The organism is Methylobacterium sp. D48H (assembly GCF_053345715.1).
In genome coordinates this window covers 52483-76333 of record NZ_JBKFAP010000019.1, presented here as the reverse complement: position 1 = coordinate 76333, position 23851 = coordinate 52483, and the positions used below count along the sequence as shown (strand labels likewise).

25 protein-coding genes and 1 pseudogene are annotated in these 23851 nt (G+C 72.4%); 20 read left to right on the top strand and 6 right to left on the bottom strand.

What is annotated here, in order from left to right:
* The first annotated feature begins 16 nt into the window (after positions 1-16).
* From ACLBX8_RS23900 to ACLBX8_RS23880, 5 genes are all read left to right on the top strand, one after another.
* Complete coding sequence (locus tag ACLBX8_RS23900; protein ID WP_447715843.1) at positions 17-775, top strand: hypothetical protein; 759 nt, start codon at positions 17-19, stop codon at positions 773-775.
* A gap of 67 nt (positions 776-842) precedes the next feature.
* The gene (locus ACLBX8_RS23895; RefSeq protein ID WP_447715842.1) at positions 843-1643 is read left to right on the top strand and encodes a hypothetical protein; all 801 of its coding nucleotides are present in this window, start codon (positions 843-845) and stop codon (positions 1641-1643) included.
* A 143-nt stretch (positions 1644-1786) separates the two neighbouring features.
* Positions 1787-2206: a hypothetical protein gene (locus ACLBX8_RS23890; protein ID WP_447681871.1), complete on the top strand. Its 420-nt coding sequence runs from the start codon at positions 1787-1789 to the stop codon at positions 2204-2206.
* 91 nt (positions 2207-2297) lie between these two features.
* Entirely contained in the window at positions 2298-3224 is a 927-nt protein-coding gene (locus ACLBX8_RS23885; RefSeq protein ID WP_447715841.1) for a lysozyme inhibitor LprI family protein, read from the top strand.
* A gap of 139 nt (positions 3225-3363) precedes the next feature.
* Complete coding sequence (locus ACLBX8_RS23880; RefSeq protein ID WP_447700137.1) at positions 3364-3708, top strand: hypothetical protein; 345 nt, start codon at positions 3364-3366, stop codon at positions 3706-3708.
* Between the two features lie 46 nt (positions 3709-3754).
* Here the strand turns inward: ACLBX8_RS23880 and ACLBX8_RS23875 are convergent, their stop codons facing one another.
* From ACLBX8_RS23875 to ACLBX8_RS23860, 4 genes are read right to left on the bottom strand one after another with little or no spacing between them, the layout of a single operon-like run.
* Positions 3755-4054 (bottom strand): hypothetical protein, encoded by a 300-nt coding sequence (locus ACLBX8_RS23875; RefSeq protein WP_447715840.1) that lies wholly within the window; start codon positions 4052-4054, stop codon positions 3755-3757.
* Positions 4038-5165 (bottom strand): hypothetical protein, encoded by a 1128-nt coding sequence (locus ACLBX8_RS23870; RefSeq protein ID WP_447715839.1) that lies wholly within the window; start codon positions 5163-5165, stop codon positions 4038-4040. Before ACLBX8_RS23870 ends, ACLBX8_RS23875 begins: the two co-directional genes overlap by 17 nt.
* Positions 5162-5581 (bottom strand): DUF4383 domain-containing protein, encoded by a 420-nt coding sequence (locus tag ACLBX8_RS23865; RefSeq protein WP_447715838.1) that lies wholly within the window; start codon positions 5579-5581, stop codon positions 5162-5164. The genes ACLBX8_RS23870 and ACLBX8_RS23865 overlap by 4 nt, the downstream gene beginning before the upstream one ends.
* A 59-nt stretch (positions 5582-5640) precedes the next feature.
* The gene (locus ACLBX8_RS23860; RefSeq protein ID WP_447715837.1) at positions 5641-7095 is read right to left on the bottom strand and encodes an FAD-binding protein; all 1455 of its coding nucleotides are present in this window, start codon (positions 7093-7095) and stop codon (positions 5641-5643) included.
* A 308-nt stretch (positions 7096-7403) separates the two neighbouring features.
* Between ACLBX8_RS23860 and ACLBX8_RS23855 the strand changes: the two genes are divergently transcribed.
* The 12 genes from ACLBX8_RS23855 (at position 7404) to urtA (ending at position 19212) form a co-directional block, all read left to right on the top strand.
* Positions 7404-8090 (top strand): helix-turn-helix domain-containing protein, encoded by a 687-nt coding sequence (locus tag ACLBX8_RS23855; RefSeq protein ID WP_331326846.1) that lies wholly within the window; start codon positions 7404-7406, stop codon positions 8088-8090.
* Between the two features lie 101 nt (positions 8091-8191).
* Positions 8192-9100 (top strand): class II glutamine amidotransferase, encoded by a 909-nt coding sequence (locus ACLBX8_RS23850; RefSeq protein ID WP_447715836.1) that lies wholly within the window; start codon positions 8192-8194, stop codon positions 9098-9100.
* 34 nt (positions 9101-9134) lie between these two features.
* Positions 9135-9821: a GltB/FmdC/FwdC-like GXGXG domain-containing protein gene (locus ACLBX8_RS23845; RefSeq protein WP_447715835.1), complete on the top strand. Its 687-nt coding sequence runs from the start codon at positions 9135-9137 to the stop codon at positions 9819-9821.
* Positions 9822-9924: 103 nt separating this feature from the next.
* The gene (locus ACLBX8_RS23840) at positions 9925-11253 is read left to right on the top strand and encodes an FMN-binding glutamate synthase family protein (RefSeq protein WP_100252593.1); all 1329 of its coding nucleotides are present in this window, start codon (positions 9925-9927) and stop codon (positions 11251-11253) included.
* A gap of 75 nt (positions 11254-11328) precedes the next feature.
* Positions 11329-12636, top strand: a complete 1308-nt coding sequence (gene glnT, locus ACLBX8_RS23835) for a type III glutamate--ammonia ligase (protein ID WP_427508435.1) — start codon at positions 11329-11331, stop codon at positions 12634-12636.
* 90 nt (positions 12637-12726) lie between these two features.
* Positions 12727-13191: an urease accessory protein UreE gene (ureE, locus tag ACLBX8_RS23830; protein ID WP_447715834.1), complete on the top strand. Its 465-nt coding sequence runs from the start codon at positions 12727-12729 to the stop codon at positions 13189-13191.
* A complete protein-coding gene (locus ACLBX8_RS23825) occupies positions 13185-13868 on the top strand; it encodes an urease accessory protein UreF (RefSeq protein WP_354455968.1) in 684 nt (227 codons plus the stop codon). Before ureE ends, ACLBX8_RS23825 begins: the two co-directional genes overlap by 7 nt.
* A gap of 10 nt (positions 13869-13878) precedes the next feature.
* On the top strand, positions 13879-14574 hold the full coding sequence (locus ACLBX8_RS23820; RefSeq protein ID WP_447715833.1) for an urease subunit beta: 696 nt from the start codon (positions 13879-13881) through the stop codon (positions 14572-14574).
* A 10-nt stretch (positions 14575-14584) separates the two neighbouring features.
* Entirely contained in the window at positions 14585-16297 is a 1713-nt protein-coding gene (gene ureC / locus ACLBX8_RS23815) for an urease subunit alpha (protein ID WP_447715832.1), read from the top strand.
* Positions 16298-16339: 42 nt separating this feature from the next.
* Positions 16340-16966: an urease accessory protein UreG gene (ureG, locus tag ACLBX8_RS23810; RefSeq protein WP_132367921.1), complete on the top strand. Its 627-nt coding sequence runs from the start codon at positions 16340-16342 to the stop codon at positions 16964-16966.
* Between the two features lie 2 nt (positions 16967-16968).
* Positions 16969-17805, top strand: a complete 837-nt coding sequence (locus tag ACLBX8_RS23805) for an urease accessory protein UreD (RefSeq protein WP_103985793.1) — start codon at positions 16969-16971, stop codon at positions 17803-17805.
* A gap of 174 nt (positions 17806-17979) precedes the next feature.
* Positions 17980-19212, top strand: coding sequence for an urea ABC transporter substrate-binding protein (gene urtA, locus ACLBX8_RS23800; RefSeq protein WP_091681517.1), 1233 nt, complete (start codon positions 17980-17982; stop codon positions 19210-19212).
* A 213-nt stretch (positions 19213-19425) separates the two neighbouring features.
* Here urtA and ACLBX8_RS23795 read toward each other — a convergent pair.
* A pseudogene (locus ACLBX8_RS23795) lies at positions 19426-19530 on the bottom strand (integrase core domain-containing protein); the annotation flags it as partial.
* 15 nt (positions 19531-19545) lie between these two features.
* Positions 19546-20853 carry a tricarballylate/proton symporter TcuC gene (gene tcuC / locus ACLBX8_RS23790; protein ID WP_447715831.1) on the bottom strand — a complete coding sequence of 436 codons (1308 nt, stop codon included), beginning with the start codon at positions 20851-20853 and terminating at the stop codon, positions 19546-19548.
* Positions 20854-21130: 277 nt separating this feature from the next.
* On the opposite strand from tcuC, the gene ACLBX8_RS23785 reads away from it, so the two are divergent.
* From ACLBX8_RS23785 to ACLBX8_RS23775, 3 genes are read left to right on the top strand one after another with little or no spacing between them, the layout of a single operon-like run.
* Positions 21131-21946, top strand: a complete 816-nt coding sequence (locus ACLBX8_RS23785; protein ID WP_447715830.1) for an IclR family transcriptional regulator — start codon at positions 21131-21133, stop codon at positions 21944-21946.
* A gap of 15 nt (positions 21947-21961) precedes the next feature.
* Positions 21962-23119 carry a CaiB/BaiF CoA transferase family protein gene (locus ACLBX8_RS23780; protein ID WP_447681860.1) on the top strand — a complete coding sequence of 386 codons (1158 nt, stop codon included), beginning with the start codon at positions 21962-21964 and terminating at the stop codon, positions 23117-23119.
* A gap of 10 nt (positions 23120-23129) precedes the next feature.
* Positions 23130-23846, top strand: a complete 717-nt coding sequence (locus ACLBX8_RS23775) for an enoyl-CoA hydratase/isomerase family protein (protein ID WP_042675551.1) — start codon at positions 23130-23132, stop codon at positions 23844-23846.
* Positions 23847-23851: the final 5 nt, after the last annotated feature.

Below are 23851 nucleotides of genomic sequence, written 5' to 3'. Positions count from 1 at the left end.
ACCCGAGGAGGATCCCATGGCACGACGCGTTGCGACGACGGGAGGGGCCGGCGGCACCGGGATCCTCGTCGGCCTCCTGGGGCTCTGCCTCGCGGGACCGGCGCTCGCGGGATCCACGAGCGTGACCGCGCGGCCCGGGGAGCGGGTCCGCCTCGACGGCTACGCCACCCACGAGACCCGACCGGGCTGCCCGTCCGTTCCGGCGGCCGCGATCGAGCTGGTCACGCCCCCGCGCGGCGGCCGCATCGAGCAGCGGCGCGAGTTCCTGGTCCTCGGCCAGAACATCGACGGCACCCCGTCGCGGGACGGCTGCCAGGACGTCGAGCGGGACGCGCGGACGCTCTACTACACGGCCCGGCCCGACTTCGCCGGCCACGACACGGTGTCGGTGATCGTCACGTTCGTCACCGGCGAGGAGGCCACCTACACCTACAGGATCACGGTGCCCGAGGGCGAGGGCCGGCGGGCGCCGGCAGTGTCCCAGGCACCCGCCCCCCGCGACGCGGGCCTCGCGCGGCCGGCCCCGGCGGCGCGCGCCGCTCCCGCCGAGCGGGCGACTCCGGCCGCGACTCCGGCTCCGGCGCCCCGGGAGGCGAGCACCGGCGACTTCCTGCGCGACGCGGTCCGGGGCGCGGTCCCGGCCACTCGGCCGGCGCCGGCCGCGCCGCCCCCGAAGGCCGCCGAGGCCGCGGCGCCCGTGCCCGGCACGCCCGCACCGCCCGCGCCGCCACAGCAGTTGGCACCGCCGCGCCCGCCCGCCGCGCCGCAGCTCTGACGCAGCTCCGGCGCGGACGGCCGGACCGGCCGCCCGCACCCCCACCGCCAAGCCGAGGGCGAGTCCCGTGCATCAGCGCCTCCCGAACGCCCCCCGATCCGCGGCACCGACCCGACCGCGTCGGCGCGCCGGCGCCAGCGTCCTCGCCCCCGGATCGGCGCTCTGCCTGCCGCTCTGCATTTCGCTCTGCCTCGCCCTGCCGGCCCGGGCGGAGGTGGAGAACAAGACCGCGCGCGCCGGCCAGCGGATCTTCCTCCAGGGCTTCACCTACTACTTCGCCACGCAGGGGTGCCGCTCGCGCGCGGCCACGATCGAGCTCGTCAGGCCGCCGCGCGGCGGGCGCATCGAGCAGCGGCGCGAGTTCCGGATCCTCAGCGGCAAGGTCGACGAGACCGGGGCGCAGATCCGGCAGCCGGACGGCTGCGAGGACGCCAAGAAGGACTCGATGTCGCTCTACTACACGGCACGGCCCGACTTCTCCGGACTCGACACCCTGTCGATCGACGTCACCTTCGGGGACGGGTCCACGGTGCCGTACACGTTCCGGATCACCGTGCCGCCGGGCGAGCCCCGCCGGGCCCCGGCGGTGTCGCAGGCGCCCGTCCCGCGCGCGGGCGGCGCCGGGCAGGCCGCGCCGGCGGCCCGGGCGACGCCGGCTCCGGCCCCCCGGGAGGCCGGAACCAGCACCGGCGACTTCCTGCGCGACACGGTCCGCGGCTCGGTCGCGGCCCCGCGGCCGGCACCGGTCGCGGAGCCTCCGAAGTCCGAGGCGGCCGCGGCGGACGCGCCGCCTCGGACCGAGCCTCCGCCGCCACGCGCGATGGCGCCGGCGCCGCGCCCCCGGCCAGCGGCCACGCCGCAGCTCTGAGACCCTGCGGGGCCGGCCGGTGCAGGCCGACCTTCCGCACCCGTACGAATCCACGCCTGCCAGGGCCCCCGCTGCACAGGTCCGGCAAGTCACCAGCAGAGCCACCAGCAGAGCCACCAGCAGAGCGAAGTGAGAGGCACCCCATGGGATCGATGCGGAACGCGTTCGTCTACGCGGCCATCCTGTCGACGCTCCTGCTCCCCGCGGCCGCGGCGGAGACGTGCCGCGACCATTACCGGAGCGAGGGGACGCCGATGCTCCAGGCCATCACCTACAAGACGTGGATGATCTTCCCCTCGGTCAGCCCCAGGGCCGCGTTCGACCGGGTGACGCGGGCGGTCCTGGCCGAGGGGTTCGTGGGCGTGCACGTGGAGAAGGCGCTCGGCACCCTGACGGCCCAGCAGGAGACATCCGGTTCGGGGCGACCGCAGACGCTGCGGGTCGTCGTGCGCAAGGCCGGGGCGGGCAGCCGGGTCGACGCCCTGTTCATGGTGCAGGCCGGTCAGATCGGTCAGGATGTCGACCAGAACCTGTGCCGCATCGTCGATGCCGCGGCGCAGTAGGCCCCCGATGTCGACCGGCTCCAGGCACGCGGCCCAGAGGCGAGGTTCCGATGCGCGGTCCGCTGCGAGCTTCGGGGCGAGGTTCGGGGCGATGCTCAGCGCGGGGCCGGCCGTGACGCGCCTCCCGGCGGCCGCCCTCGCGGCAGCCCTCGCCGCTTCCCTCGCCGCAACCCTCCTGGCGCCGTCGTCGGCCCGCGCGATCGACTGCCGCAAGGCGGCCAGCCCACTCGAGCGCATGATCTGCGCCGACCCGGCGCTCCGGAAGGCGGACGCCGCCCTGGGTGCGGCCTATTCCGGCCTCCTGCACAGCACGGACGACGCCGAGATCCGCGCGATGCTGGTCGCCAGCCAGAAGCGCTGGGTGGCGGCCCGGGACACGTGGCTCGGCGACCTGGACGCGGCCGACGCGCGCGCCGTCGTGCTGGAGGCGATCCGGGCACGGACCGAGGACCTGTCCGGCCGCTCGAAGAGCGATCCCGCCCGACCGCACTGGATCGCGGCGGCACTGCGGCAGCGGGCCTTCGCGGCGCGGTTCACCGGCGGCCCCTTCGCGGGGTTCGAGACGGCGTGCGACTTCCTCCCCGTCGGGCGGGACCGGGTCTACGGGTGCTTCGGCAGCCGGCGCTACCAGAACGGCGACCGGGTCTGCACGCTGTCCGACGACTGGGCGAGCGGCCACACCTCCGAGACGCGCACGGTCGCGCGGGTCGTCGACGGCGCCGCGCGCACGGTCGCGACCTGCACGATCGGCGGGGGCGACGACGCGGAATGCCCGGGTCCCGACAGCGCCGACGGCCGCTGGGCGCGGCCTGCCGCCCCGGCCGCCGCCGGCGCGGCGGCACCCGCGGGACCTCGGCCCGTCCTCGACGTCGAGCTGGCCCCGGACGCCGATGCCGAGACCTGGCTCTCGGCGTGCCTGACCGACCCCGCCTATCCGCCGCCCGACCCGGTTCCGGCGGCCCGGACGGCCCCGGGATCGAGCCCGCCCGCGCCCGCGGGCGCCCCGAGCAGCCGGTGACGATGGGACCACAAACCCCACGCCCGATCCGGCCCCTGCGCCGGCCCCTGCGCCGGCCCGGGGCCGCCGGCACGCTCTCGGTGACTACGACGGGCGATGGCGAACTGCCCGAGGTCCACGAATACGGAGTCGCGTGCCGATGAAACGGATCCTGCGGGCGCTGCCGCTGATCACCGTGACGGGCCTGGCCGCGACCGCCGCGGTCGCGGCCCCCATTCCCCCCTGCGCGGCCGACGCCGAGCGGCAGGCCCTCAAGCTGCTGCGCTTCCACAGCGACGGCGACACGCGGGCCACGGTCGATTCCGCGTCCGTCCGGTCCGTCGGCACCGTCGCGTCCCTGGTCGGGACGCGGCGCTTCCAGGTGATCGAGGTGGAGGGCAGCATCTACAAGGGCGCGTATCGGATCCGGCTGATCTACGCGCCGATGCCCGGGAGCTGCGTGCTGATGGGGCAGGAGATCCTCGAGCGCTCCGATCCCTACTGAGCACCGGCCCGCGGCCGGCCCTCCGGCTGCCCCGCGGGCGCTCTCCTCAGCGCGTGCCCAGGCAGCCGGTCCCGGGCGCCGGCATGACCAGCCAGGCGCCGCCCGCGTAGAGGCGCCGGACCGCGCCCGGCGCGGCGGGCCGGAGCACCAGGTACGCGCGGCCGGCCGAGACCAGGGCCCCGTCGTCGGCGGCCGCCAGGGTGCCGGGGTTCCCGAGCGCCACCACGGTCTCCGGCTGGACCGCGAGGGCGGTCAGCGCGGTCACGCCGAGCCCCCCGGCGAGCGCCGCCGCGACGGCGCCGACCGGCAGGCCGCGCCGCGGGCGCCGATCAGTAATCGTAGGCATGCTCGAACCGGCCCCCCGCGGCCTCCACGGCGCGGATCTGCGCGACGAGCTGCTCCACCGCGGTGTCGTAGCCGACGCGCTGCCAGCCCGGCTCGGACTGGATCGGCATCGCGAACAGCGGCTCGGCCCCGCCGAGGGTGACCGTCCGGCCCGGCGGCAGGAGGACGGTGGTGAGGATCCGGTGGTTGCCGGCGATCTCCAGGACGATCCGGCCCCGCGCGCCGAGGCCCCGGACGATCTCCGTGAAGGCCCGGTAGCGCGGCGTCTCCATCAGGGCGGCCGGGCCGCCGTCGCCGGCCGGGACGGGGCCGAGGAGAGTGATGCGCGGGTCGGCGGCCGCGTCGCCGGCATCGAGCCCCGCCACGACGCTGCGGATCGTCAGGCCGGCCGGGTCCATCCCGGCGAGCCACGCGATCCCCTGGGCGTAGGCCCATTTCACCCCGTATTGCAGCGTGAGCGCGCCGCGCCGCTCGACCGCCCGCAGGGACGGCGTGAACGGGACCTCGTGCCAGAGCCGCGACAGCTCCGCGTCGAACGGGTAGCGGTACCAGGGGGTCTGGCGCAGGAACGCGGCGTAATCCCCGAGCAGCCGGGCGTTGAACCGGTCCTCGTCCGTCGGCTCCGGCCCCCGCCACCGCGCGGTCAGCGCCCCGAGGGTGCGCTCGTAGGCGCCCTGGATCAGCATCTCGGCCGTGAAGCTCAGGCCGATCACGTAGTTGGTGACTTTCTGGCCCGCGGTGACGTCGCCGGTGCGCCCGGCCGCCCGGGTCGCTCCGCACAGGCTCGTCCAGAAGCCCGTCGTCGCCGCCCAGTAGTCGAAGGCCGATTCCGAGGCGGAACGCGTCACCCCGGCGAGGTCCGCGTAGGCGTGGACGATGTCCCATTCGGGGAAGGTGAGGTAGCTGTCGCCGGCCGCGCGCTTGTAGCCCTCGGGGGCGATCCCGAAGCGCGAGCCGCCCGCCGAACGCCCCGGCCCGGCGGGATCGGGCCTGACCGTGCAGCCCCCCTCGATCGCCGCGACGGGCAGGGCGCAGGCGAGGGCCAGAACGGCGAGGCCGGCGATCGCCCAGCGGACGACCCGTCGCCGGCGGCGGGGGGGCGGGGGGCTCACGCGGCGACCCCGGCCGCGGTCCGGGCGCGCCACGACCACCAGCCGAGCACGACGCCGGCGAGGCCGAGGCTCAGGTGCGGGCCGTTGGAGAGGAGCGGGCTGTCCTGGAAGCCCTTCAGGAACAGCGACAGGTCGAGGAAGCTCGACCCGGTGAGCACGCCGACGACGCCGTCGAGGAGGTAGATCGCCCCGAAGGCCCGCAGGAAGGTCACGGCGGCGGAGCGCGACCACAGGCCGGCGGCCAGCGCCCACAGGCCGGAGGCGAGGTGGAGCGCGTCCTTGTAGACGTCGAGCCGGAACAGGCCGAAGACGCGGCCCTCCGCGTCCCGGAAGGCCGGGACGTAGTCGGTGGCGGCGGCGAACAGCAGGATGGCCGCGAAGGCGAGGGCGGCCACCTGCGGGGGCGTGGGTCTCATGGGCGTCTCCTGAGTCGGCACGCGCGGCCCGCGCGAGGCGGATCCGTGCCGGGGCGCGGTCAGGCCATGTAGGTCGACCACAGGGCGTTCCGGAACAGCAGCCCCGGATCGTAGCGGCGCTTGGCGGCCACGAAGGCGTCGAGCCTGGGATAGGCCCGGGCCATCTGGTCGCGCCGGGCGTGCAGGCGGTAGGGCAGGTAATAGGCCCCGCCGATCGCCACGACGCGCTCGATCAGGGCCTCGGTCATGCGCATCATCGCGGCCTCGTCGCCTGGGGTGAGCCCCTGCGAGAACGACATCACCGCGCCGATCCGCGGGCCCGGCGCGTAGGCCAGCGTCGAGTCCGGGTCCGCCGCCACGTAGCGCAGGGTGACGTTGAGGCAGTCGCAGCCCGAGCGCGGGATGGTCTCGCGGCAGGCGGCGAGGAACGCGTCGAAGCGCTCGGGCGGGACGAAGTACTCGTGCAGGATGTCGGTGCGGCTGCGGTCGCGCGAGGCGAGGTTGGCCACCGGCTCGTTCATCAGGCTGTTGCGGGTGGCGAGGCCGGGATCGAGCGTCGGGTTGAGCCGGGTCTCGGCGATCCAGCGGGCGCGCTTGCCGAACTCGCTGCCGACCTGGGCCCGGTAGATCTCCCGCGAGACCGCCGAGAATGCCCCCTGCGCGGCCGCCGCGGGCAGGACCTGCGGCGGGTGCTCGGCCTCCGCGTAGGTGACGAGGATCGCCTCGTCGAAGAATCCGGCCTGCGCGACCGAGAGCCGGCCGTAGGCCATCCGCAGGCGGGCGTCGCGCGCCACCGCCGCCGCGAAGGCCGGCGCGAAATCCGCGGCCGGCATCACCGCGAAGGTCGGCGTCAGGAGGCGGTTCGGCACCATCTCGACCACGAGGTCGACCACGATGCCGAACAGGCCGTAGCCGCCCATCGCCAGCCCGAACAGCTCGGCGTTCTCCTCGCGGGAGCAGGTCACGAGGCTGCCGTCGGCCAGGACGAGGCGGAGGGCGCGGACGGTGGAGCCGAACGGGCCGTGCGGCGCGGGCCAGCCGTGGGCGTTGACGCAGAAGGTCGAGCCGACCCCGAAATCGCTGTTCGACTGCATGACCGTCGGCGAGTAGCCGATCCGGTCGAGCTGCCGGATGACCTGCGACCAGCGCGCGCCGGCCCCGACCCGGTAGAGGCCGGCGGCTGTGTCGGGCTCGATCGGGCCGCCCTCCAGGGTCACGGCCGTCCCGTCGCGGGCGAGGCTCTGGCCGCCCATGGAATGGCGGGCGACGCCGACGGCGACCGGCCGGCCGGCGGCGGCGGCGTCCCGGATCTCGGCGCGCACGGCCTCGATCAGGGCGTCGGTCGACCCCGTCGGGAGCACGGCGTGGCGCGTCACCGGGGTCGGGTTGAGGCCGCTCGCGTCGTTGAGGATGATCCGCGGCGCGGCCCGGGCCGCCCGCGGCAGCAGCGCGGCCGCCGCCGCGGCGCCGCCGCCCGCGAGGATCCCGCGCCTGCTCGGTCCTGTCCCGGCCATGCCCACCCTCGATTCGCGCCGGCGGGGCGACCGGCTCGCCCCGCCGGCCAACCCTGCGACGGGTTCGGATCCGGCGGCGTGAGATCACGCACGGAGCGCCGCGCGCCGCCGGCCGGGACGATGCCACGCTGCCCCCGGCGCGGTCGAGCGCCCGCGCTCCGGCCGTCGGCGCCACGCGCCGATCCGTCCTCAACCGCGGTTCCTCGACGGGTCGCGGATCGCGACGTTGACAGGCGTCCGACGCCGCGGCACGGCGGCGGAGGACCCGCGTGGCCGGAGCCCACGATCGCCGAGGAGGGAGATCCGCCATGCCGTCAGGCGCTTCGAACCGGACGGCAGGGGAGGCCCCGCGGCCGGAGCGGGAGCCGGTCCTGCTGCAGGATCCGCACGCCGTCCGCGAGCCGCGCGAGAACAACCTCGAGCGCGCGATCGGCCACGCGGTGCGCGAGCGCCGGAAGCGCCTCGGCATCACCTCGGCGGACCTCGCCGCGACGACCGGCCTGTCGCCCGGCATGCTGTCGAAGATCGAGAACGGCAACATCTCGCCGTCCCTGACGACGCTGCAGCTGCTCGCCCAGGCCCTCGGCATGCCGATCACCGGCTTCTTCCGCGGCTACGAGGAGGTCCGCAACGCGGTCTTCGTCAAGGCCGGGGAGGGGATCGAGCTGGAGCGGCGCGGCACGCGGGCCGGGCACCAGTACAACCTGCTCGGGCACATCCACGAGAACACCAGCGGCGTGACGGTCGAGCCGTATCTGATCACGCTCACGACCGATTCGGACGTGTTCCCGACCTTCCAGCACCCCGGCCTGGAGTTCCTCTACATGCTGGAGGGCGAGGTGCTGTACCGGCACGGGGACCGGCACTTCCACATGCAGCCCGGCGACAGCCTGTTCTTCGACGCCGATGCCCCGCACGGGCCGGCGGAGCTTCTCGTGCTGCCGGCCCGCTACCTCTCGGTGATCGCGTATCCGCAGTCCGGCCGCGCCGGCTGACGGGCCGCGTTGTTCTCAGGAAGAAATCTTATTTCTTGAGGGTTGATTTCCGCCGCGCAGGCCGCCTATGCTCCGGGCGAACCCGCGACGGAGGTGGTGCCATGTGCGGCATCGTCGGATTGTTCCTGAAGGACCCCGCCCTGGAGCCGCAGCTCGGCGCGCTGCTCGCCGACATGCTCGTCACCATGACGGATCGGGGGCCGGACTCGGCCGGCCTCGCGATCTACGGGCCGCCGGCCCTCGGCCTGTCGAAGATCACCGTGCAGTCGGCACGCCCGGAGGCGGATTTCCCCGCCCTGGAGCAGCGCCTCGCGGAGGCCTCCGGCGGCTCGGCGCGGGTGGCGGTGAAGAGCTCGCACGCGGTCATCACCGTGGCGTCCGACCGCCTCGCCGCGACGCGCGGCGCCCTGAAGGGCCTCGCGCCCGATCTGCGCGTGATGGGCGCGGGCGAGAGCGTCGAGATCTACAAGGAGGTCGGCCTGCCGAAGGACGTGGTGGCGCGCTTCGGCATCGCCGGAATGTCGGGCACCCACGGCATCGGCCACACCCGGATGGCGACGGAATCGGCCGTGACCACGATGGGCGCGCACCCGTTCTCGACGGGCGCCGACCAGTGCCTCGTGCATAACGGCTCGCTGTCGAACCACAACAACCTGCGCCGGAGCCTCGCCCGGGACGGCATGGCCTTCGAGACGGAGAACGATTCCGAGGTCGCGGCGGCCTATCTCACCACCGCGATGGCGCGGGGCCGGGACCTCGGCGCGGCGCTCGCGGGGGCGCTCACGGATCTCGACGGGTTCTTCACCTTCGTGGTCGGCACCAAGTCCGGCTTCGGGGTGCTGCGCGACCCGATCGCCTGCAAACCCGCGATCATGGCCGAGACCGAGCGCTACGTCGCCTTCGGCTCGGAATACCGGGCGCTCGTCGGCCTGCCGGGGATCGAATCCGCCCGCGTCTGGGAGCCCGAGCCGGCGACCGTCTACTTCTGGGATCAGCGGCGGGCCGCCTGAGCCGCTCCCCCCGCAGCCTTCACGGATCTCGCCCATGCCCGTCTTCGATCTGGCGGCGACGCCGCTGCGTGCCCTGAACCAGGCCCTCCACGGCGTCGCTCCGGGCGCCAATGACACCGCCTTCGAGGTGCTGAACCCGCGGGGCCAGCACGCGGTGGCGGTCGGGATCGACGGGCCCGTCACCGTCACGGTGCGGGGCCCGGTCGGCTATTACTGCGCCGGCATGAACGACGGCGGCACCGTCACGGTGCAGGGCTCGGCGGGCCCGGGCGTCGCCGAGAACATGATGTCCGGCACGGTCGTGATCGAGGGCGACGCCTCGCAATATGCCGGCGCCACCGGGCGCGGCGGCCTCCTCGTCATCAAGGGCAACGCGGCCTCGCGCTGCGGCATCTCCATGAAGGGGATCGACATCGTCGTGCACGGCTCGATCGGGCACATGTCGGCCTTCATGGGCCAGTCCGGCTCCCTGGTGGTCCTGGGCGATGCCGGCGAGGCGCTGGGCGACTCGCTCTACGAGGCGAAGCTGTTCGTGCGCGGCAGCGTGAAGAGCCTCGGGGCCGACTGCATCGAGAAGCCGATGCGCCCCGAGCACCGCGCGCACCTCGCGGCCCTGCTGGACCGCGCCGGGGTCGCGGACGTCCGGCCGGAAGAGTTCCGGCGCTACGGCTCGGCCCGCAAACTCTACAGCTTCAACATCGACAACGCCGACGCCTACTGAGAGCGCGCCGCCGGAGTGGATACCGGTTCGGCGCGAGCGAGCGCGTCGAATCAAGGACTTAAAGCCGCTCCCGATCGGGAGCGGCTCAAGCGGGAGACCGGGCATGACCTATCAGAACCCGCCGATGCCGCCGCGCAAGTCGGCGACCTTCGACGACCACACCCTGGCGGAGATCCGCCGGGCCGCGGCCACCGGCATCTACGACATCCGCGGCGGCGGCACGAAGCGCAAGCTCCCGCATCTCGACGACCTGCTGTTCCTCGGCGCCTCGATGTCCCGCTATCCCCTGGAGGGCTACCGGGAGACCTGCGGGACCGGCGTCACCCTCGGCACGCGGTTTGCGAAGACGCCGATCGCGTTGAAGATCCCGATCACCATCGCCGGCATGAGCTTCGGATCCCTGTCCGCCAACGCCAAGGAGGCCCTCGGCCGCGGCGCTACGCTGGCCGGCACCTCGACCACCACGGGGGACGGCGGCATGACCGACGAGGAGCGCGGCCATTCCGACATCCTCGTCTACCAGTACCTGCCCTCCCGCTACGGCATGAACCCGCGCGACCTCCGGCGCGCCGACGCCATCGAGGTGGTGGTCGGCCAGGGCGCGAAGCCCGGCGGCGGCGGCATGCTGCTCGGCCAGAAGATCTCCGACCGGGTCGCCGCCATGCGCGACCTGCCCAAGGGCATCGACCAGCGCTCCGCCTGCCGGCACCCGGACTGGACCGGCCCGGACGATCTCGAGATCAAGATCGGTGAACTGCGCGAGATCACCGACTGGGAGAAGCCGATCTACGTGAAGGTCGGCGGCGCCCGGCCCTATTACGACACCGCACTGGCCGCGAAGGCCGGGGCCGACGTCGTCGTCCTCGACGGCATGCAGGGCGGCACGGCGGCGACCCAGGACGTGTTCATCGAGCATGTCGGCCAGCCGACGCTCGCCTGCATCCGCCCCGCCGTGCAGGCGCTGCAGGATCTCGGCCTGCACCGGAGCGTGCAGCTCGTGATCTCGGGCGGCATCCGCTCGGGCGCGGACGTCGCCAAGGCCATCGCGCTCGGGGCGGACGCGGTCTCGATCGGCACCGCGGCGCTCGTCGCCATCGGCGACAACGACCCGGCCTACGAGGAGGAGTACCGCGAGCTCGGCTCGACCGCGGGTGCCTACGACGACTGGCACGAGGGCCGCGACCCGGCGGGCATCACCACGCAGGACCCCGAGCTGGCGGCCCGCCTCGACCCGGTCCGCGCCGGCCGGAAGCTCGCCAACTACCTGAAGGTGATGACCCTGGAGGCGCAGACCATCGCCCGCGCCTGCGGCCACAACCACCTGCACAATCTGGAGCCCGAGGACCTCGTGGCGCTGACGCTCGAGGCCGCCGCCATGGCCCGCGTGCCGCTGGCCGGGACCGACTGGTACCCGGGCAAAGCGGGCTTCTAGGGCCCTTCAACCCCGCCGGTCGCGCCGGAACGGGGCGCGGCCGGCCCCCAACCGATCCGCGCTCAGGGGGCTGCCGTGACGACCGACCTTTCCGCCTACGCCGCCGAGCACGGCGTGAAGTACTTCATGATCTCCTACACGGACCTGTTCGGCTGCCAGCGCGCCAAGCTGGTGCCCGCGCAGGCGATCGGCGCCATGCAGCGCGACGGCGCGGGTTTTGCCGGCTTCGCCACGTGGCTCGACCTGACCCCGGCCCATCCCGACCTGTTCGCGATGCCGGACGCCGCCTCGGTGATCCGCCTGCCCTGGAAGCCGGACGTCGCCTGGGTGGCGGCCGACTGCACCATGGCGGACGCGCCGGTCGATCAGGCGCCCCGGGTGGTGCTGAAGCAGCTCGTGGCGCGGGCCGCCGCCGAGGGCCTGCGGGTCAAGACCGGCGTCGAGGCGGAGTTCTTCCTGCTGAGCCCGGACGGATCGGCGATCTCGGATCACCACGATCGGGCGGAGAAATCCTGCTACGACCAGCAGGCGCTGATGCGCCGCTACGACGTGATCGCCGAGATCTGCGACCACATGCTGGCGCTCGGCTGGAAGCCCTACCAGAACGACCACGAGGACGCGAACGGCCAGTTCGAGATGAACTGGGAATACGACGACGCGCTGGCCACCGCCGACAAGCACGCCTTCTTCAAGTTCATGGTCCGCTCGGTCGCCGAGCGGCACGGCCTGCGGGCGACCTTCATGCCGAAGCCGTTCCCGGGGCTGACCGGCAACGGCTGCCACTGCCACGTCTCGGTGTGGAACAATGCCGGCACCGTGAACGCCTTCGCGGATCCCGAGATGCCGTTCGGCCTGTCGGCCCGGGGCCGGCACTTCCTCGGCGGGATCATGCGGCACGCGCCCGCGCTCGCCGCGATCACCAACCCGACGGTCAATTCCTACAAGCGCATCAACGCGCCGCGCACGATCTCGGGGGCGACCTGGGCGCCGAACGCCGTGACCTGGACCGGCAACAACCGCACTCACATGGTGCGGGTGCCCGGCCCGGGCCGGTTCGAGCTGCGCCTGCCCGACGGGGCGGCCAATCCATACCTGCTCCAGGCGGCGATCCTGGCGGCAGGCCTGGACGGCCTGGCGTCGGCGGCCGATCCCGGGCCGCACAGCGACGTCGACATGTACCGCGACGGCCACGCCGTCACCGGCGCGCCGCGCCTGCCGCTCAACCTGCTGGACGCGCTGCGGGCCTTCGAGGCCGACGAGGCCCTGCGGGACAATCTGGGCGGCGCGTTCTCTGTCGCCTACCTCAAGTTGAAGCAAAATGAGTGGGACAGCTACTGCGCCCATTTCACCGCCTGGGAGCGCGAGACCACGCTCGATGTCTGAGCCGGTGCTGCCGGTGACGTGCCGAGCGGCGGACCGGCTCTTGCAAGGCCCAGATCGATCCTGGCCACGGGGAGCGGGACGCGGACCGACATGCGTGTGATCCATCGTATCCTGGGCAGCCGGCAGGACGCCGAGATGGCGCATCGCCTGCACCACCTCGCGCATCGCGGCGCGGTGGACGTGCTCGTCGTGTCGAGCACCGACGTCGCCCGGCGGCGGATCCGCGCGACCACCCAGTCCGGCGAGGAGATCGCCCTCGCCCTGCCGCGGGACGAGCCGCTCTTCGACGGGGCCGTGCTGGCGCTGGACGCGGACCGCGCCCTCGTCGCCCGGGTCGGCTCCGAGCGCTGGCTCCGCCTCGTCCCGGACAGCCAGGCCGCCGCCCTCGAACTCGGCTACCACGCTGGCAACCTCCACTGGCGGGTGCGCTTCGCCGACGGCGCCCTCCTGGTAGCCCTGGACGGGCCGGCCGACGACTACCTCGTGCGCCTCGGCGCCCTCGTCACCGACCGGCAGGTGACCCACACCATCCTCGACGAGGCGGCGCCGTGCTGAGCCGGCTCCTGGCGTTCCAGCAGGCCGACGCCGCCTTCCCGAGCGGGAGCTTCGCCTTCTCCAACGGGATCGAGGGGCTCGTCGCGGGCGACCCGGCCTTCGACACGGGGAGCCTGACGCGGACGCTCACGGCCCTCGTGCGCTTCCGGTGGGCGGAGAGCGACCGCGTCGCCCTGATCCTCGCCCACCGCGCCGGCCCCGATCCGGCCCGGCTCGGCCGCATCGACGCCGCCGTGGAGGCGGCCACCCTCGTCGAGGCGATGCGCACCGGCAGCCGGCGCAACGGCGCCTCCCTGCTGACCACCCACGCGCGGCTGGCGACGCCCGGTGCCGGGGACATCCGTGCAGCGATCCGGTCCGGGCTCATGCTGGGGCACCTCGCCACCGTGCAGGGCGCCCTGTGGCGGGGGCTGGGCCTGTCGGAAGCGGAGGCGGCGGCCGTCGCCGGCTACCAGCTCGTCTCCGGCCTGGTCTCGGCCACGGTCCGGCTCGGTCAGGTGGGCGCCATCCAGGGCCAGCAGGCCCTCCAGGCGGTGCTGCCGCTCGTCGCGGAGATCGCCGAGCGGCCGGTGACCGAGGACCCCGACGGCGCGATCGTCCTCACGGGCTTCACGCCGCTGATCGAGGTCGCCGCGATGCGGCACGCGCGCGCCGACCTGCGCCTGTTCGCCAACTAGGGAGCGGGTGATGCTGCTCACGCCCACCGAGCTGGAACGGCTCACGATCTTCACCGCGGCCGAGCTCGCCCGCAAGCGCCGGGCCCGCGGCCTCAGGCTCAACTACCCCGAGGCGGTGGCGCTCATCACCGACGAGATCCTGGAGGGCGCGCGCGACGGGCGCAGCGTCGCCGACCTCATCGGCTGGGGCTCCACGATCCTGTCGACCGAGGACGTGATGCCGGGCATCGCCGCCATGCTGCCGATCCTGCAGGTCGAGGGCGTCTTCCCGGACGGCACCAAGCTCGTCACGGTCCACGAGCCGGTCCGCGCCCGGGCGGGCGCCCCCGCCGACACCCTGGAGCCCGGCGCGATCCTGCCGGCCGACGGCGCGATCGAGCTCGCCGCGGGCCGCCCGCGGGTCACCCTCGACGTCGTCAACACCGGCGACCGCCCGGTCCAGATCGGCTCGCACTACCACTTCTTCGAGGTGAACCGGGCGCTCGACTTCGACCGGGCGGCGGCCCTGGGCCACCGCCTCGACATCCCGGCCGGGACGGCGATCCGCTTCGAGCCGGGGCAGCGCAAGACCGTGACACTGGTCGGCTTCGGCGGCGCCCGGGAGCTGACCGGGCTCAACGACCTGACGCAGGGGACCCTGCCCGACGACGCGGCGCGGGCGGCGGCCCTCGCCCGCGCCAGGGCCCGCGGCTTCAAGGGCGCCTAGGGAGAGTGCCATGGTGACGATCCCGCGCCGCGACTACGCCGCCCTCTACGGGCCGACCACCGGGGACGGGGTGCGGCTCGCCGACACCTCCCTGGTGGCGGTCGTCGAGCACGACCACGCCGTCTACGGGGACGAGTGCCTGCACGGCGGCGGCAAGACCCTGCGCGACGGGATCGGGATGGCGCCCGGGGTGACCGCCGCGCAGGGCGCGCTCGACTTCCTCCTCTGCAACGTCGTGGTGATCGACCCCGTCCTCGGCATCCAGAAGGGCGATCTCGGCATCAAGGACGGGCGGATCGTGGCGCTCGGCAAGGCCGGCAACCCGGCGATCATGGACGGCGTCGACCCGCGCCTGATCGTGTCGGCCGGGACGACGGTGCGCGACTGCGAGGGCCTGATCGCGACGCCCGGAGCCATCGACGTGCACGTGCACTTCGATTCCGCCGGCCTGCCGGACCACGCGATCGCCTCCGGCGTCACGACCCTGCTCGGCGGCTCGCTCGGGCCGATCACCGTCGGCATCGATTCCGGCGGCCCGTTCAACACCGGCCGCATGCTCCAGGCCGCCGAGGCCTGGCCGGTGAATTTCGGCTTCCTCGGGCGCGGCAACACCCACCGTCCGGCCGCCCTGAAGGAGCAGCTGGAGACCGGCGTCCTCGGCCTCAAGATCCACGAGGACTGGGGCGCGATGCCGGCCGCGATCGACGCCTGCCTGGGCTTCGCCGACGAATACGACTTCCAGGTCCAGCTCCACACCGACACGCTGAACGAGTCGGGCTTCGTGGAGGACACGCTGGCGGCGATCGGCGGCCGCACCATCCACATGTACCACACCGAGGGGGCCGGGGGCGGCCACGCGCCGGACATCATCCGGGTCGCCGGGCTGCCGCACTGCCTACCGTCGTCGACGAACCCGACCAACCCCTACACGGTCAACACCTTCGACGAGCACCTCGACATGACGATGGTGTGCCACCACCTCAACCCGGCCCTGCCGGAGGACGTGGCCTTCGCGGAGAGCCGCATCCGCGCCCAGACCATCGCCGCCGAGGACGTGCTCCACGACATCGGGGCGATCGCGATGCTCGGCTCCGACAGCCAGGGCATGGGCCGGATCCACGAGGTCGTCTGCCGGACGTGGCAGCTCGCCTCGAAGATGAAGGACCAGCGCGGCCCGCTCCCCGAGGAGAGGCCGGGCTTCGGCGACAATGCCCGGATCAGGCGCTACATCGCCAAGTACACGATCAACGCGGCGCGCACCTTCGGCATCCAGGAGCATGTCGGCTCGCTGGAGCCCGGCAAGATGGCCGACATCGTGGTCTGGCGGCCGGCCTTCTTCGGGATCAAGCCGGAGCTCGTGATCAAGGGCGGCTTCATCGCCTGGGGCGCGATGGGCGATTCCGCCGCCTCGCTGATGACCTGCGAGCCGGTGCTGATGCGCCCGCAATGGGGCGCCTTCGGGCGCGCCAAGCAGGCGCTCTCGGCCTGCTTCGTCCACCCCCTGGCGATCGAGGCCGATCTCGGCGGCCGGCTCGGCCTGCGCAAGGCGCTCCTGCCCGCCCGCGGGACCCGCACGCTGACGAAGGCCGACATGCTCTGGAACGACGCCTGCCCGGAGATCCGCGTCGACCCGCAGACCTTCGACGTCTTCGTCGACGGCGTGCTCGCCACCTGCGAGCCGGCCCGGACTCTGCCGCTCGCCCAGCGCTACATGCTGCGTTGAGCGGCGCCGAACCCCGCCACCCCTCTCACGGCCCCGCTCCCCATGACCGACGTGACTCCCGCGAACGCCGCCCGGATCGGGATCGGCGGCCCGGTCGGATCCGGCAAGACCGCGCTGATCGAGCGGCTGATCCCCGTGCTGCGGGCGCGGGGCGTCGATCTCGCGGTGATCACGAACGATCTCGTCACCAAGGAGGATGCCGAGCGGCTGCGCCGCTCCGGGCTGATCGATCCGAGCCGCGTCGAGGCGGTGGAGGCCGGGGCCTGCCCGCACACGGTGATCCGGGAGGACCCGACCCTCAACATCGCCGCGGGCGACGCGCTGGAGGCGCGCTTCCCGGGCCTGCAGCTGCTCGTCTTCGAATCCGGCGGCGACAACCTCGCCTCGACCTTCTCCCTCGACCTCGTCGACTGGTGGATCTTCGTGATCGACGTGGCCGGCGGCGACGACATCCCGCGCAAGCGCGGCCCGGGCGTGCTGCGCTGCGACCTCCTCGTGATCAACAAGATCGACCTCGCGCCGCATGTCGGCGTCGACCTCGACGGGATGCTCGCGGAGGCCGCGCGGGTCCGGAGCGGCAGGCCGGTCCTCGCCACGAACGCGCGCGCGGGCCTCGGCATCGACGCGGTGGCGGATGCCATCGGCCGGGCCGTCCTGTTCGCGCCCTAGCCGTGCCCGACGACGTCCAGACCGGCCGCCGCGCGACGGCCCGCCTCGGCTTCGTGCGCGGCGGCGGGACCAGCGTGCTCGCCGACCAGCACGTGCCGTACCCGTTCCACATCACGAAGCCGTTCCGCCTGTATCCGCAGCGGCCGGAGCTGATCACCCTGTACCTGCAATCGGCCTCCGGCGGCCTCTACCGCGGCGACCGTCTCGGCCTCGACATCGCGATGGGTCCGGGCTCGGCGGCGCACGTCACCACCCAGGCCGCCACGGTCGTCCATCGCAGCGCCGACCAGCCGGCCCGCCAGGACACGCGGATCCGCGTCGGCGCCGATGCCTTCCTCCACTGCGTGCCCGATCCCCTGATCCTGTTCCCCGGCGCCGCCCTCTCGGCCTCGACCCGGGTCACGCTCGAGCCCGGGGCCCGTGCCGTCGTCTCCGAGAGCATTGCGTGTCACGACCCGGAGGGCCGCGGCAGGCCGTTCGAGCACGTCGAACTCGCCCTCGGCATCGAGACGGCGGCGGGGGCCGTCCTGGTCCGCGAGCGGGCGCGCATCGCCGGCGCCGAGTTCCGCGATCCGGCCTCGCCGCTCGGCCCGTGGCGGGCCTACGGCGCCCTCGTCATCCTCGGTCCGGCCCCGTGCCTGCCGGATCCCGGGGACGTCCAGGCCGCGGCCGACCGCACCGGCTGCCGGGCCGGGCTCAGCCCGCTGCCGAACGCGGCCGGGCTCGGCCTCCGGCTCCTCGCGCCCGACGGCGGCACCCTGGCGGCGGGGCTGGAGGCGGCCGCCGGTCGCGCCTTCGCGGCGCTGACCGGGCTCGCCCCGGCGCGCCGCCGCAAATAGGAGCCGGCGCCCGGGAGCGCCGCCGCCGATATGGGCAGGCTGCCGATGTTTTCATCTTGCGAAATTTATTTTCTTTTGAAGAAATGTGCCGAAGGAGACGATCCGTGCGCGACGGCTGATCCGGTGCGGACGGGGCGGCCCACCTTCTCGAACGATCTGAAGGATTTGCCCCCCATGGCGACAGACGATCCCGCGCACTTCACCCTCCGCCGGCGCCTGCTGCTCGGGCTGGCGGCGGCCCCGCTCGCGGCATCGCTGCCGCGCGTCGCGGCGGCCGCCGAGGCCGGCGCTCTGGCGGTGACCGACAGCGAGGTGACGGTCGGCATCCTGCACTCGATCACCGGCACCATGGCGATCTCGGAGACCGGGCCGAGCCAGGGCGAGAAGCTGGCGATCCAGCAGATCAACGACGCCGGCGGCGTGCTCGGACGCAAGATCAAGATCATCCAGGAGGACGGCGCCTCCGACTGGCCGACCTTCGCCGAGAAGGCCAAGAAACTCCTCGTCAACGACCACTGCGCCGCCGTGTTCGGCTGCTTCACCTCGGCCTCGCGCAAGGCGGTGCTGCCGGTCTTCGAGCAGTACAACGGCCTGCTGTACTATCCGACCTTCTACGAGGGCCTGGAGCAGTCGAAGAACGTCTTCTACACCGGCCAGGAGGCCACGCAGCAGATCCTCGCCGGGCTCGACTGGGTCCACAAGGAGAAGGGCGGCGACAGCTTCTACTTCATCGGCTCGGACTACATCTGGCCGCGCACCTCTAACAAGATCGCCCGCCGGCACATCGAGACCGTGCTCAAGGGCAAGGTCGTCGGCGAGGAGTACTTCCCCCTCGGCCACACGCAGTTCAACTCGGTCATCAACAAGATCAAGCTCACCAAGCCGAAGGTGATCTTCGCCACGATCGTGGGCGGCTCGAACGTGGCGTTCTACAAGCAGCTGAAGGCGGCGGGCATCGACCTGTCGAAGCAGGTGCTGATGACGCTGTCGGTGACCGAGGACGAGGTTGACGGCATCGGCGGCGAGAACATCGCCGGGGCCTACTCGTGCATGAAGTACTTCGAGTCGATCCAGAACGAGAACAATAAGGCGTTCGTGGCCGCGTTCAAGAAGATGTGGGGCGAGAAGACGGTCATCGGCGACGTGACGCAGGCGGCCTATCTCGGCCCGTTCCTGTGGAAGATGGCCTGCGAGAAGGCCGGCACCTTCGACGTCGACAAGGTCGTGGCGGCCTCGCCCGGCCTGGAATTCAAGGGGGCGCCGGAAGGTTACGTGAAGATCGACGAGAACCACCATCTCTGGTCGAAGACCCGGGTCGGCCGGGCCAAGCCCGACGGCCAGTTCGAGATCGTCTACACCAGCCCCGAACTGATCAAGCCCGATCCGTTCCCGAAAGGGTACCAGTAGGCCAGGCTGACGGCTGCGAGGATATCGGTGGCCGGCCGGGTCCAGATGACGGGCTCGGCGTGTCGGTTGTGGCCGGCGATGTCGCGTTTGATCGCCGCCTGCGGGTCGACGACGCCGATGACGGGGCCGCGCCGCGTGTCCGTCGTCGGAAGAGCTGAAACGCCTTGAGGCGCCCAGAGACGGAGGCTGTGGTCCAGCCGGGCTGGCCTGCGGCCGCCACGCATCGATCTCGCTCCTCGCGGCGGCCGACGACGAGAACCAGTTCGCGTTCAGGCACTCGTCGCGCAGGCGGCCATTGAACGAGTCGGCCAACGCGCTTGTGCCGGTCCGCGCTCAGGCCGGCGTGACAGCCGTCGTCCCACGTCGGGAGATGTGCACGTTGCGGTAGAGGGTCAGAGCGCCCACGATCGAGAACAGGGCCGCACAAGCGAGCCAGAGGCCTGGCATGGCTCGATTCCCCGTTGCGTGGATCAGATAGGTACAGATCGCCGGGGTGAAGCCGCCGAAAATTGCCTGTGCGAGACTGTAGGCCAGGGAGAAGCCTGTGGCGCGAACCTCGGCCGGCATGATCTCGGTCAGCGTGACGACCATCACCCCCTGGTAGCCGCCATACAGGAACGACATCCACATGAGGGCGGCCAGCAAGCGGCCGAAGGACGGGTCTGTCACGAGCCACGCCATGACCGGGTAAGCCGTGAGACCGATCAACACCGAGAAGGTCAGGAGCACCGGAAGCCGCCCGACCCGGTCCGACACCGCCCCCATAACGGGCACCCAGACGAAGTTCGCCACGCCGACGCAGACGGTGACCACGAAGCTGTCATGCGCACTTAGGCCAAGAACCTGACGCGCGTAGGTCGGGGTATAGGCCGTGATCATGTAGAAGAAGACGCTCGTCAGTGTGACGAGCAGCACCGCCTTGAGCACGATCGCCCAGTTCTGGAGAAGTGACCGGTAGATCTCGCCGAGGGTTACGCGGCGATGCTTCGCCCGCTGCGCAAAATCCTCGCTCTCCTGCATCGAGCGCCGGATCCAGAACAGGACGGGGATGATCAGGCAGCCGATCAGGAACGGAATGCGCCATCCCCAGGCGAGCATCTGCTCCTCCGTCAGGAAGCCGCGCAGGGTCACGCCGATAACGGCGGCGAAGACCACGGCGACCTGCTGGCTCGCCGATTGCCAGCTCACGTAGAAGCCGCGATTCCCCGGCGTCGCGATCTCCGACAGATAGACCGAGACGCCGCCGGATTCGGCGCCGGCGGAGAACCCCTGCAGCAGTCGGCCGATCAGGACGAGAATGGGAGCGGCGATGCCAATCGATGCGTAGGTCGGCGTGAACGTGATGAGCGCGACGCCCACCGACATGATGGCGAGGCTCATGACCAACCCGGCTCGTCGGCCGTGGCGGTCGATATAGGCGCCAAGCACGATGGCGCCGAGCGGACGCATCAGGAAGCCGATCCCGAAGGTGGCCAACGACAGCATCAACGAGACGTACTCGTTGTCGTTGGGAAAGACGGCCTTTGCCACCGCAGCGGCGTAGAAGCCGTAGACCATAAAATCGAACATTTCGAGGAAGTTTCCGCTCACGACGCGGAAGACGTCCTTCTTCGAGGGCGATCGCTGCACCGAAGCGTCCATGGTTTCTCTCCCGTCATTGGATCGGCCTCCTCTTCGGAAGGCTGTGCCGGCCTGAGAACGACGCAAGTTGTTCTAATATTTGGAACGACGTATCAGGAATTGACAGGCTATGAACGCCCTGGCCTGCAGTCAATGGAGAACCTGCAGAATTCGCGACTGCGCGGCCGTTATTCGAGGAACCGCCATTGTTGTTGCAACTCGTTCAGAGGACTGCACTTGACGAGGCGCCACGGGCAACGCTAGCTTTTACCAGAACGGCGTTTTGAATGTTGGAACGATGGACAGCACCCTCCTCAAGGGATTGATGCTCCTGGAGCACTTGGCCGGCAGCGAGACGCCGCGGGGCGTCAGCGAACTGGCACGCGCGCTCAACCTCACGAAGAGCAATGTGCATCGCACGCTCCAGACACTGGTGGCCGCCGGCTACGTGCGCGCCCAGACCGGTGGCACCTACGCCTGCACCTTGAAGCTCTTCGAGCTCGCCAGTCCCGTTGTGGCGCGGATCGACGTCCGGCAGGTCGCCGAGCCCTTCATGCGGACCCTGGCCGATCAAACTCAGGAGACCATCCACCTGTCGCTGCTCGACCGGGCGGACGTCATCTACCTGCACAAGATCGAGAGCCCCCAGCCGGTTCGCGCCTATTCGTCGATCGGTGGCCGCGCTCCGGCCTATTGCGTGGCGTCCGGCAAGGCGCTGCTCGCTTATCAGGAGGAGGCGCTGGCCCACCTGCCGGAGACGCTCCAGGTCCACACGCCGCGCACGATCGCGACCCTCGACCTCCTGCGGCGGGAACTCGAGCAGGTCCGGATTCAGGGTTTCGCGATCAATCGCGGGGAGTGGCGGGAGGGCGTGTGCGGGCTCGCCGCGATCGTCCACGATGCCATGGGCCGTCCCGTCGCGGCGATCGGTATCTCCGGGCCGGCCGATCGCCTGAATCCCACGGCGCTCCGCCGCTTCAGCGACGTGGTCGTCGACGCGGCGCGCAGCCTGTCGCGGGCCCTCGGCTACAACCCCATCACCGTCTCATCCCCTGCCGCGCCGCGGCATGCCCTAGGCTCAGCGCCCCCGCGCGCGCCGGCGGCGCTTGCCTGATCGAGGAGTAGGCCCATGCGACCGCTGTCCGGTATCCGCGTGATCGAGTTCTGCAGTGTCGCGGCCGGGCCATTCTGCGCCATGCTGCTCGCCGACATGGGAGCCGACGTCATCAAGGTCGAGAATCCGGAGGGCGGCGACTCGATGCGGGCCTGGCCGCCCCTCAACGCGGGCTTCAGCGAGAACTTCGCCTCGCTCAACCGCAACAAGCGCTCTGTGACGCTGGACCTGAAGGATCCGGCCGACAAGGCGCGCGCCCTGGACCTGATCGGCTCTGCCGACGTGGTGCTGGAGAACAACCGCCCCGGCGTGATGAAGCGGCTCGGCCTCGACTACGTGCGCGTCAGCGCCGGGCGGCCCGGCTTGGTCTATTGCTCGATCTCAGCCTTCGGCCAGGAGGGGCCGCGCTCCGCCGAGGCCGGGTTCGACCTGACGCTCCAGGCGATGAGCGGCGTGATGAGCGTCACGGGCGAGCCCGGCGCGCCCCCGGTCAAGTGCGGCGTGCCGATCTCGGATTTCGGCACCGGCCTCTACGCGGCCTACGCCATCGCGGCGGCGCTGCTCCAGGTGCGGGCGGGCGGACCCGGCGCGCACATCGACGCCTCGATGTTCGGCGCCTCCCTGGCGATGGGGGCGCTCCAGACCAGCGAGTATTTCGGCAGCGGCCGCGACCCGAAGCGCCTGGGCTCGGCCCATCCGCGCAACGCCCCCTATCAGGCCTTCCGCGCCCAGGACGGGTACTTCGCCATGGCGGCGGGCAACGACGCCCTCTACCGCGCCGCCTGCGCGGCGATCGGGCGCGACGACCTCGCCGAGGATCCGCGCTTCGCCTCGACCGCCCTGCGGGCGCAGAACCAGGGCGAACTCCTGGCGATTCTGGAGCGCGACTTCGCCGACCTCACCTGCGCCGACCTGCTGGCCCGGTTCCGCGCCGCGGGCGTGCCCTGCGCACCGATCAACGGCTACGCCGACGCCCTGGCCGACCCGCAGGTCGCGCATATGGACTGGGTCCAGCCGGTGACCCTGCCGTCCGGCGCTGAGACGCGCACCTTCGTGTCGCCGCTGAAGTTCTCAGGGGAGGGCTTCCCGATCTACCGGGAGCCGCCCGCCCTCGGGCAGCACAACGCCGAACTGTTCGGCGAGGCCGCGCCGGCTCGCGCGCGCACGGCTTGAGGGCGGCGCCATGGACGAACTCCTGAAAGAGCGCAGCGGCGACACGCTGACCCTGACGCTCAACCGCCCCGACAAGATGAACGCCCTGTCGGCCACCCTGGTCGACGCGCTGCTCGACGCCGTCGCGGCTGCGGCCGGCGACGGGACACGGCTCCTCGTGCTGAAGGGCGCGGGGCGTAACTTCAGCGCCGGGTTCGACTTCGGCGGCTACGCGGACCTGTCGGAGGGCGACCTGCTGCTCCGGTTCGTGCGGATCGAGCAGCTCCTCCAGGCGCTGGCCCACGCGCCGTTCGACACGCTGGCCCTCGCGCACGGGCGCAATTTCGGCGCCGGGGTCGACGTGATCTGCGCCTGCGGCCGGCGGGTCGGCGATCCGGCCGCCACCTTCCGCATGCCGGGCCTGTCCTTCGGGCTGGTGCTCGGCACGCGGCGCTACGCCGAGCGGGTCGGCGGCACCAAGGCCCGGCTCGTCCTCCAGGAGGGGCGGGTCTTCGACGCCCCGGAGGCCCTGTCCGACGGGTTCCTCACCGCCGTCGCGGCGACCGACTCGTGGTTCGACACCGTCGCGGCCGCCTCGGAAGCGGCGACGCGGCTGTCTTCCTGGGCCGGGGCGGCCCTGAACCGCGCCGCCGCCCGCGACACCCGCGCGGACGACCTCGCCGACCTCGTCGCCTCGGCCGCGCGCCCGGGGCTGAAGGACCGGATCCGCGCCTACCGCGCGGCCTGACACAC

What these genes read in the sequence shown, in the direction of transcription:
- ACLBX8_RS23885 (WP_447715841.1), top strand. Translation starts at nt 2,298, where the DNA reads ATGCTCAGCGCGGGGCCGGCCGTGACGCGCCTCCCGGCGGCCGCCCTC.
- ACLBX8_RS23865 (WP_447715838.1), bottom strand. Translation starts at nt 5,581, where the DNA reads ATGAGACCCACGCCCCCGCAGGTGGCCGCCCTCGCCTTCGCGGCCATC.
- ACLBX8_RS23840 (WP_100252593.1), top strand. Translation starts at nt 9,925, where the DNA reads ATGACCTATCAGAACCCGCCGATGCCGCCGCGCAAGTCGGCGACCTTC.
- ACLBX8_RS23860 (WP_447715837.1), bottom strand. Translation starts at nt 7,095, where the DNA reads ATGGCCGGGACAGGACCGAGCAGGCGCGGGATCCTCGCGGGCGGCGGC.
- ACLBX8_RS23775 (WP_042675551.1), top strand. Translation starts at nt 23,130, where the DNA reads ATGGACGAACTCCTGAAAGAGCGCAGCGGCGACACGCTGACCCTGACG.
- ACLBX8_RS23820 (WP_447715833.1), top strand. Translation starts at nt 13,879, where the DNA reads ATGCTGCTCACGCCCACCGAGCTGGAACGGCTCACGATCTTCACCGCG.
- ACLBX8_RS23890 (WP_447681871.1), top strand. Translation starts at nt 1,787, where the DNA reads ATGGGATCGATGCGGAACGCGTTCGTCTACGCGGCCATCCTGTCGACG.
- ACLBX8_RS23845 (WP_447715835.1), top strand. Translation starts at nt 9,135, where the DNA reads ATGCCCGTCTTCGATCTGGCGGCGACGCCGCTGCGTGCCCTGAACCAG.
- tcuC (WP_447715831.1), bottom strand. Translation starts at nt 20,853, where the DNA reads ATGGACGCTTCGGTGCAGCGATCGCCCTCGAAGAAGGACGTCTTCCGC.
- ACLBX8_RS23875 (WP_447715840.1), bottom strand. Translation starts at nt 4,054, where the DNA reads ATGCCTACGATTACTGATCGGCGCCCGCGGCGCGGCCTGCCGGTCGGC.
- ACLBX8_RS23880 (WP_447700137.1), top strand. Translation starts at nt 3,364, where the DNA reads ATGAAACGGATCCTGCGGGCGCTGCCGCTGATCACCGTGACGGGCCTG.
- ACLBX8_RS23785 (WP_447715830.1), top strand. Translation starts at nt 21,131, where the DNA reads ATGGACAGCACCCTCCTCAAGGGATTGATGCTCCTGGAGCACTTGGCC.
- urtA (WP_091681517.1), top strand. Translation starts at nt 17,980, where the DNA reads ATGGCGACAGACGATCCCGCGCACTTCACCCTCCGCCGGCGCCTGCTG.
- ACLBX8_RS23900 (WP_447715843.1), top strand. Translation starts at nt 17, where the DNA reads ATGGCACGACGCGTTGCGACGACGGGAGGGGCCGGCGGCACCGGGATC.
- ureE (WP_447715834.1), top strand. Translation starts at nt 12,727, where the DNA reads ATGCGTGTGATCCATCGTATCCTGGGCAGCCGGCAGGACGCCGAGATG.
- ureC (WP_447715832.1), top strand. Translation starts at nt 14,585, where the DNA reads ATGGTGACGATCCCGCGCCGCGACTACGCCGCCCTCTACGGGCCGACC.
- ureG (WP_132367921.1), top strand. Translation starts at nt 16,340, where the DNA reads ATGACCGACGTGACTCCCGCGAACGCCGCCCGGATCGGGATCGGCGGC.
- ACLBX8_RS23855 (WP_331326846.1), top strand. Translation starts at nt 7,404, where the DNA reads ATGCCGTCAGGCGCTTCGAACCGGACGGCAGGGGAGGCCCCGCGGCCG.
- ACLBX8_RS23850 (WP_447715836.1), top strand. Translation starts at nt 8,192, where the DNA reads ATGTGCGGCATCGTCGGATTGTTCCTGAAGGACCCCGCCCTGGAGCCG.
- ACLBX8_RS23780 (WP_447681860.1), top strand. Translation starts at nt 21,962, where the DNA reads ATGCGACCGCTGTCCGGTATCCGCGTGATCGAGTTCTGCAGTGTCGCG.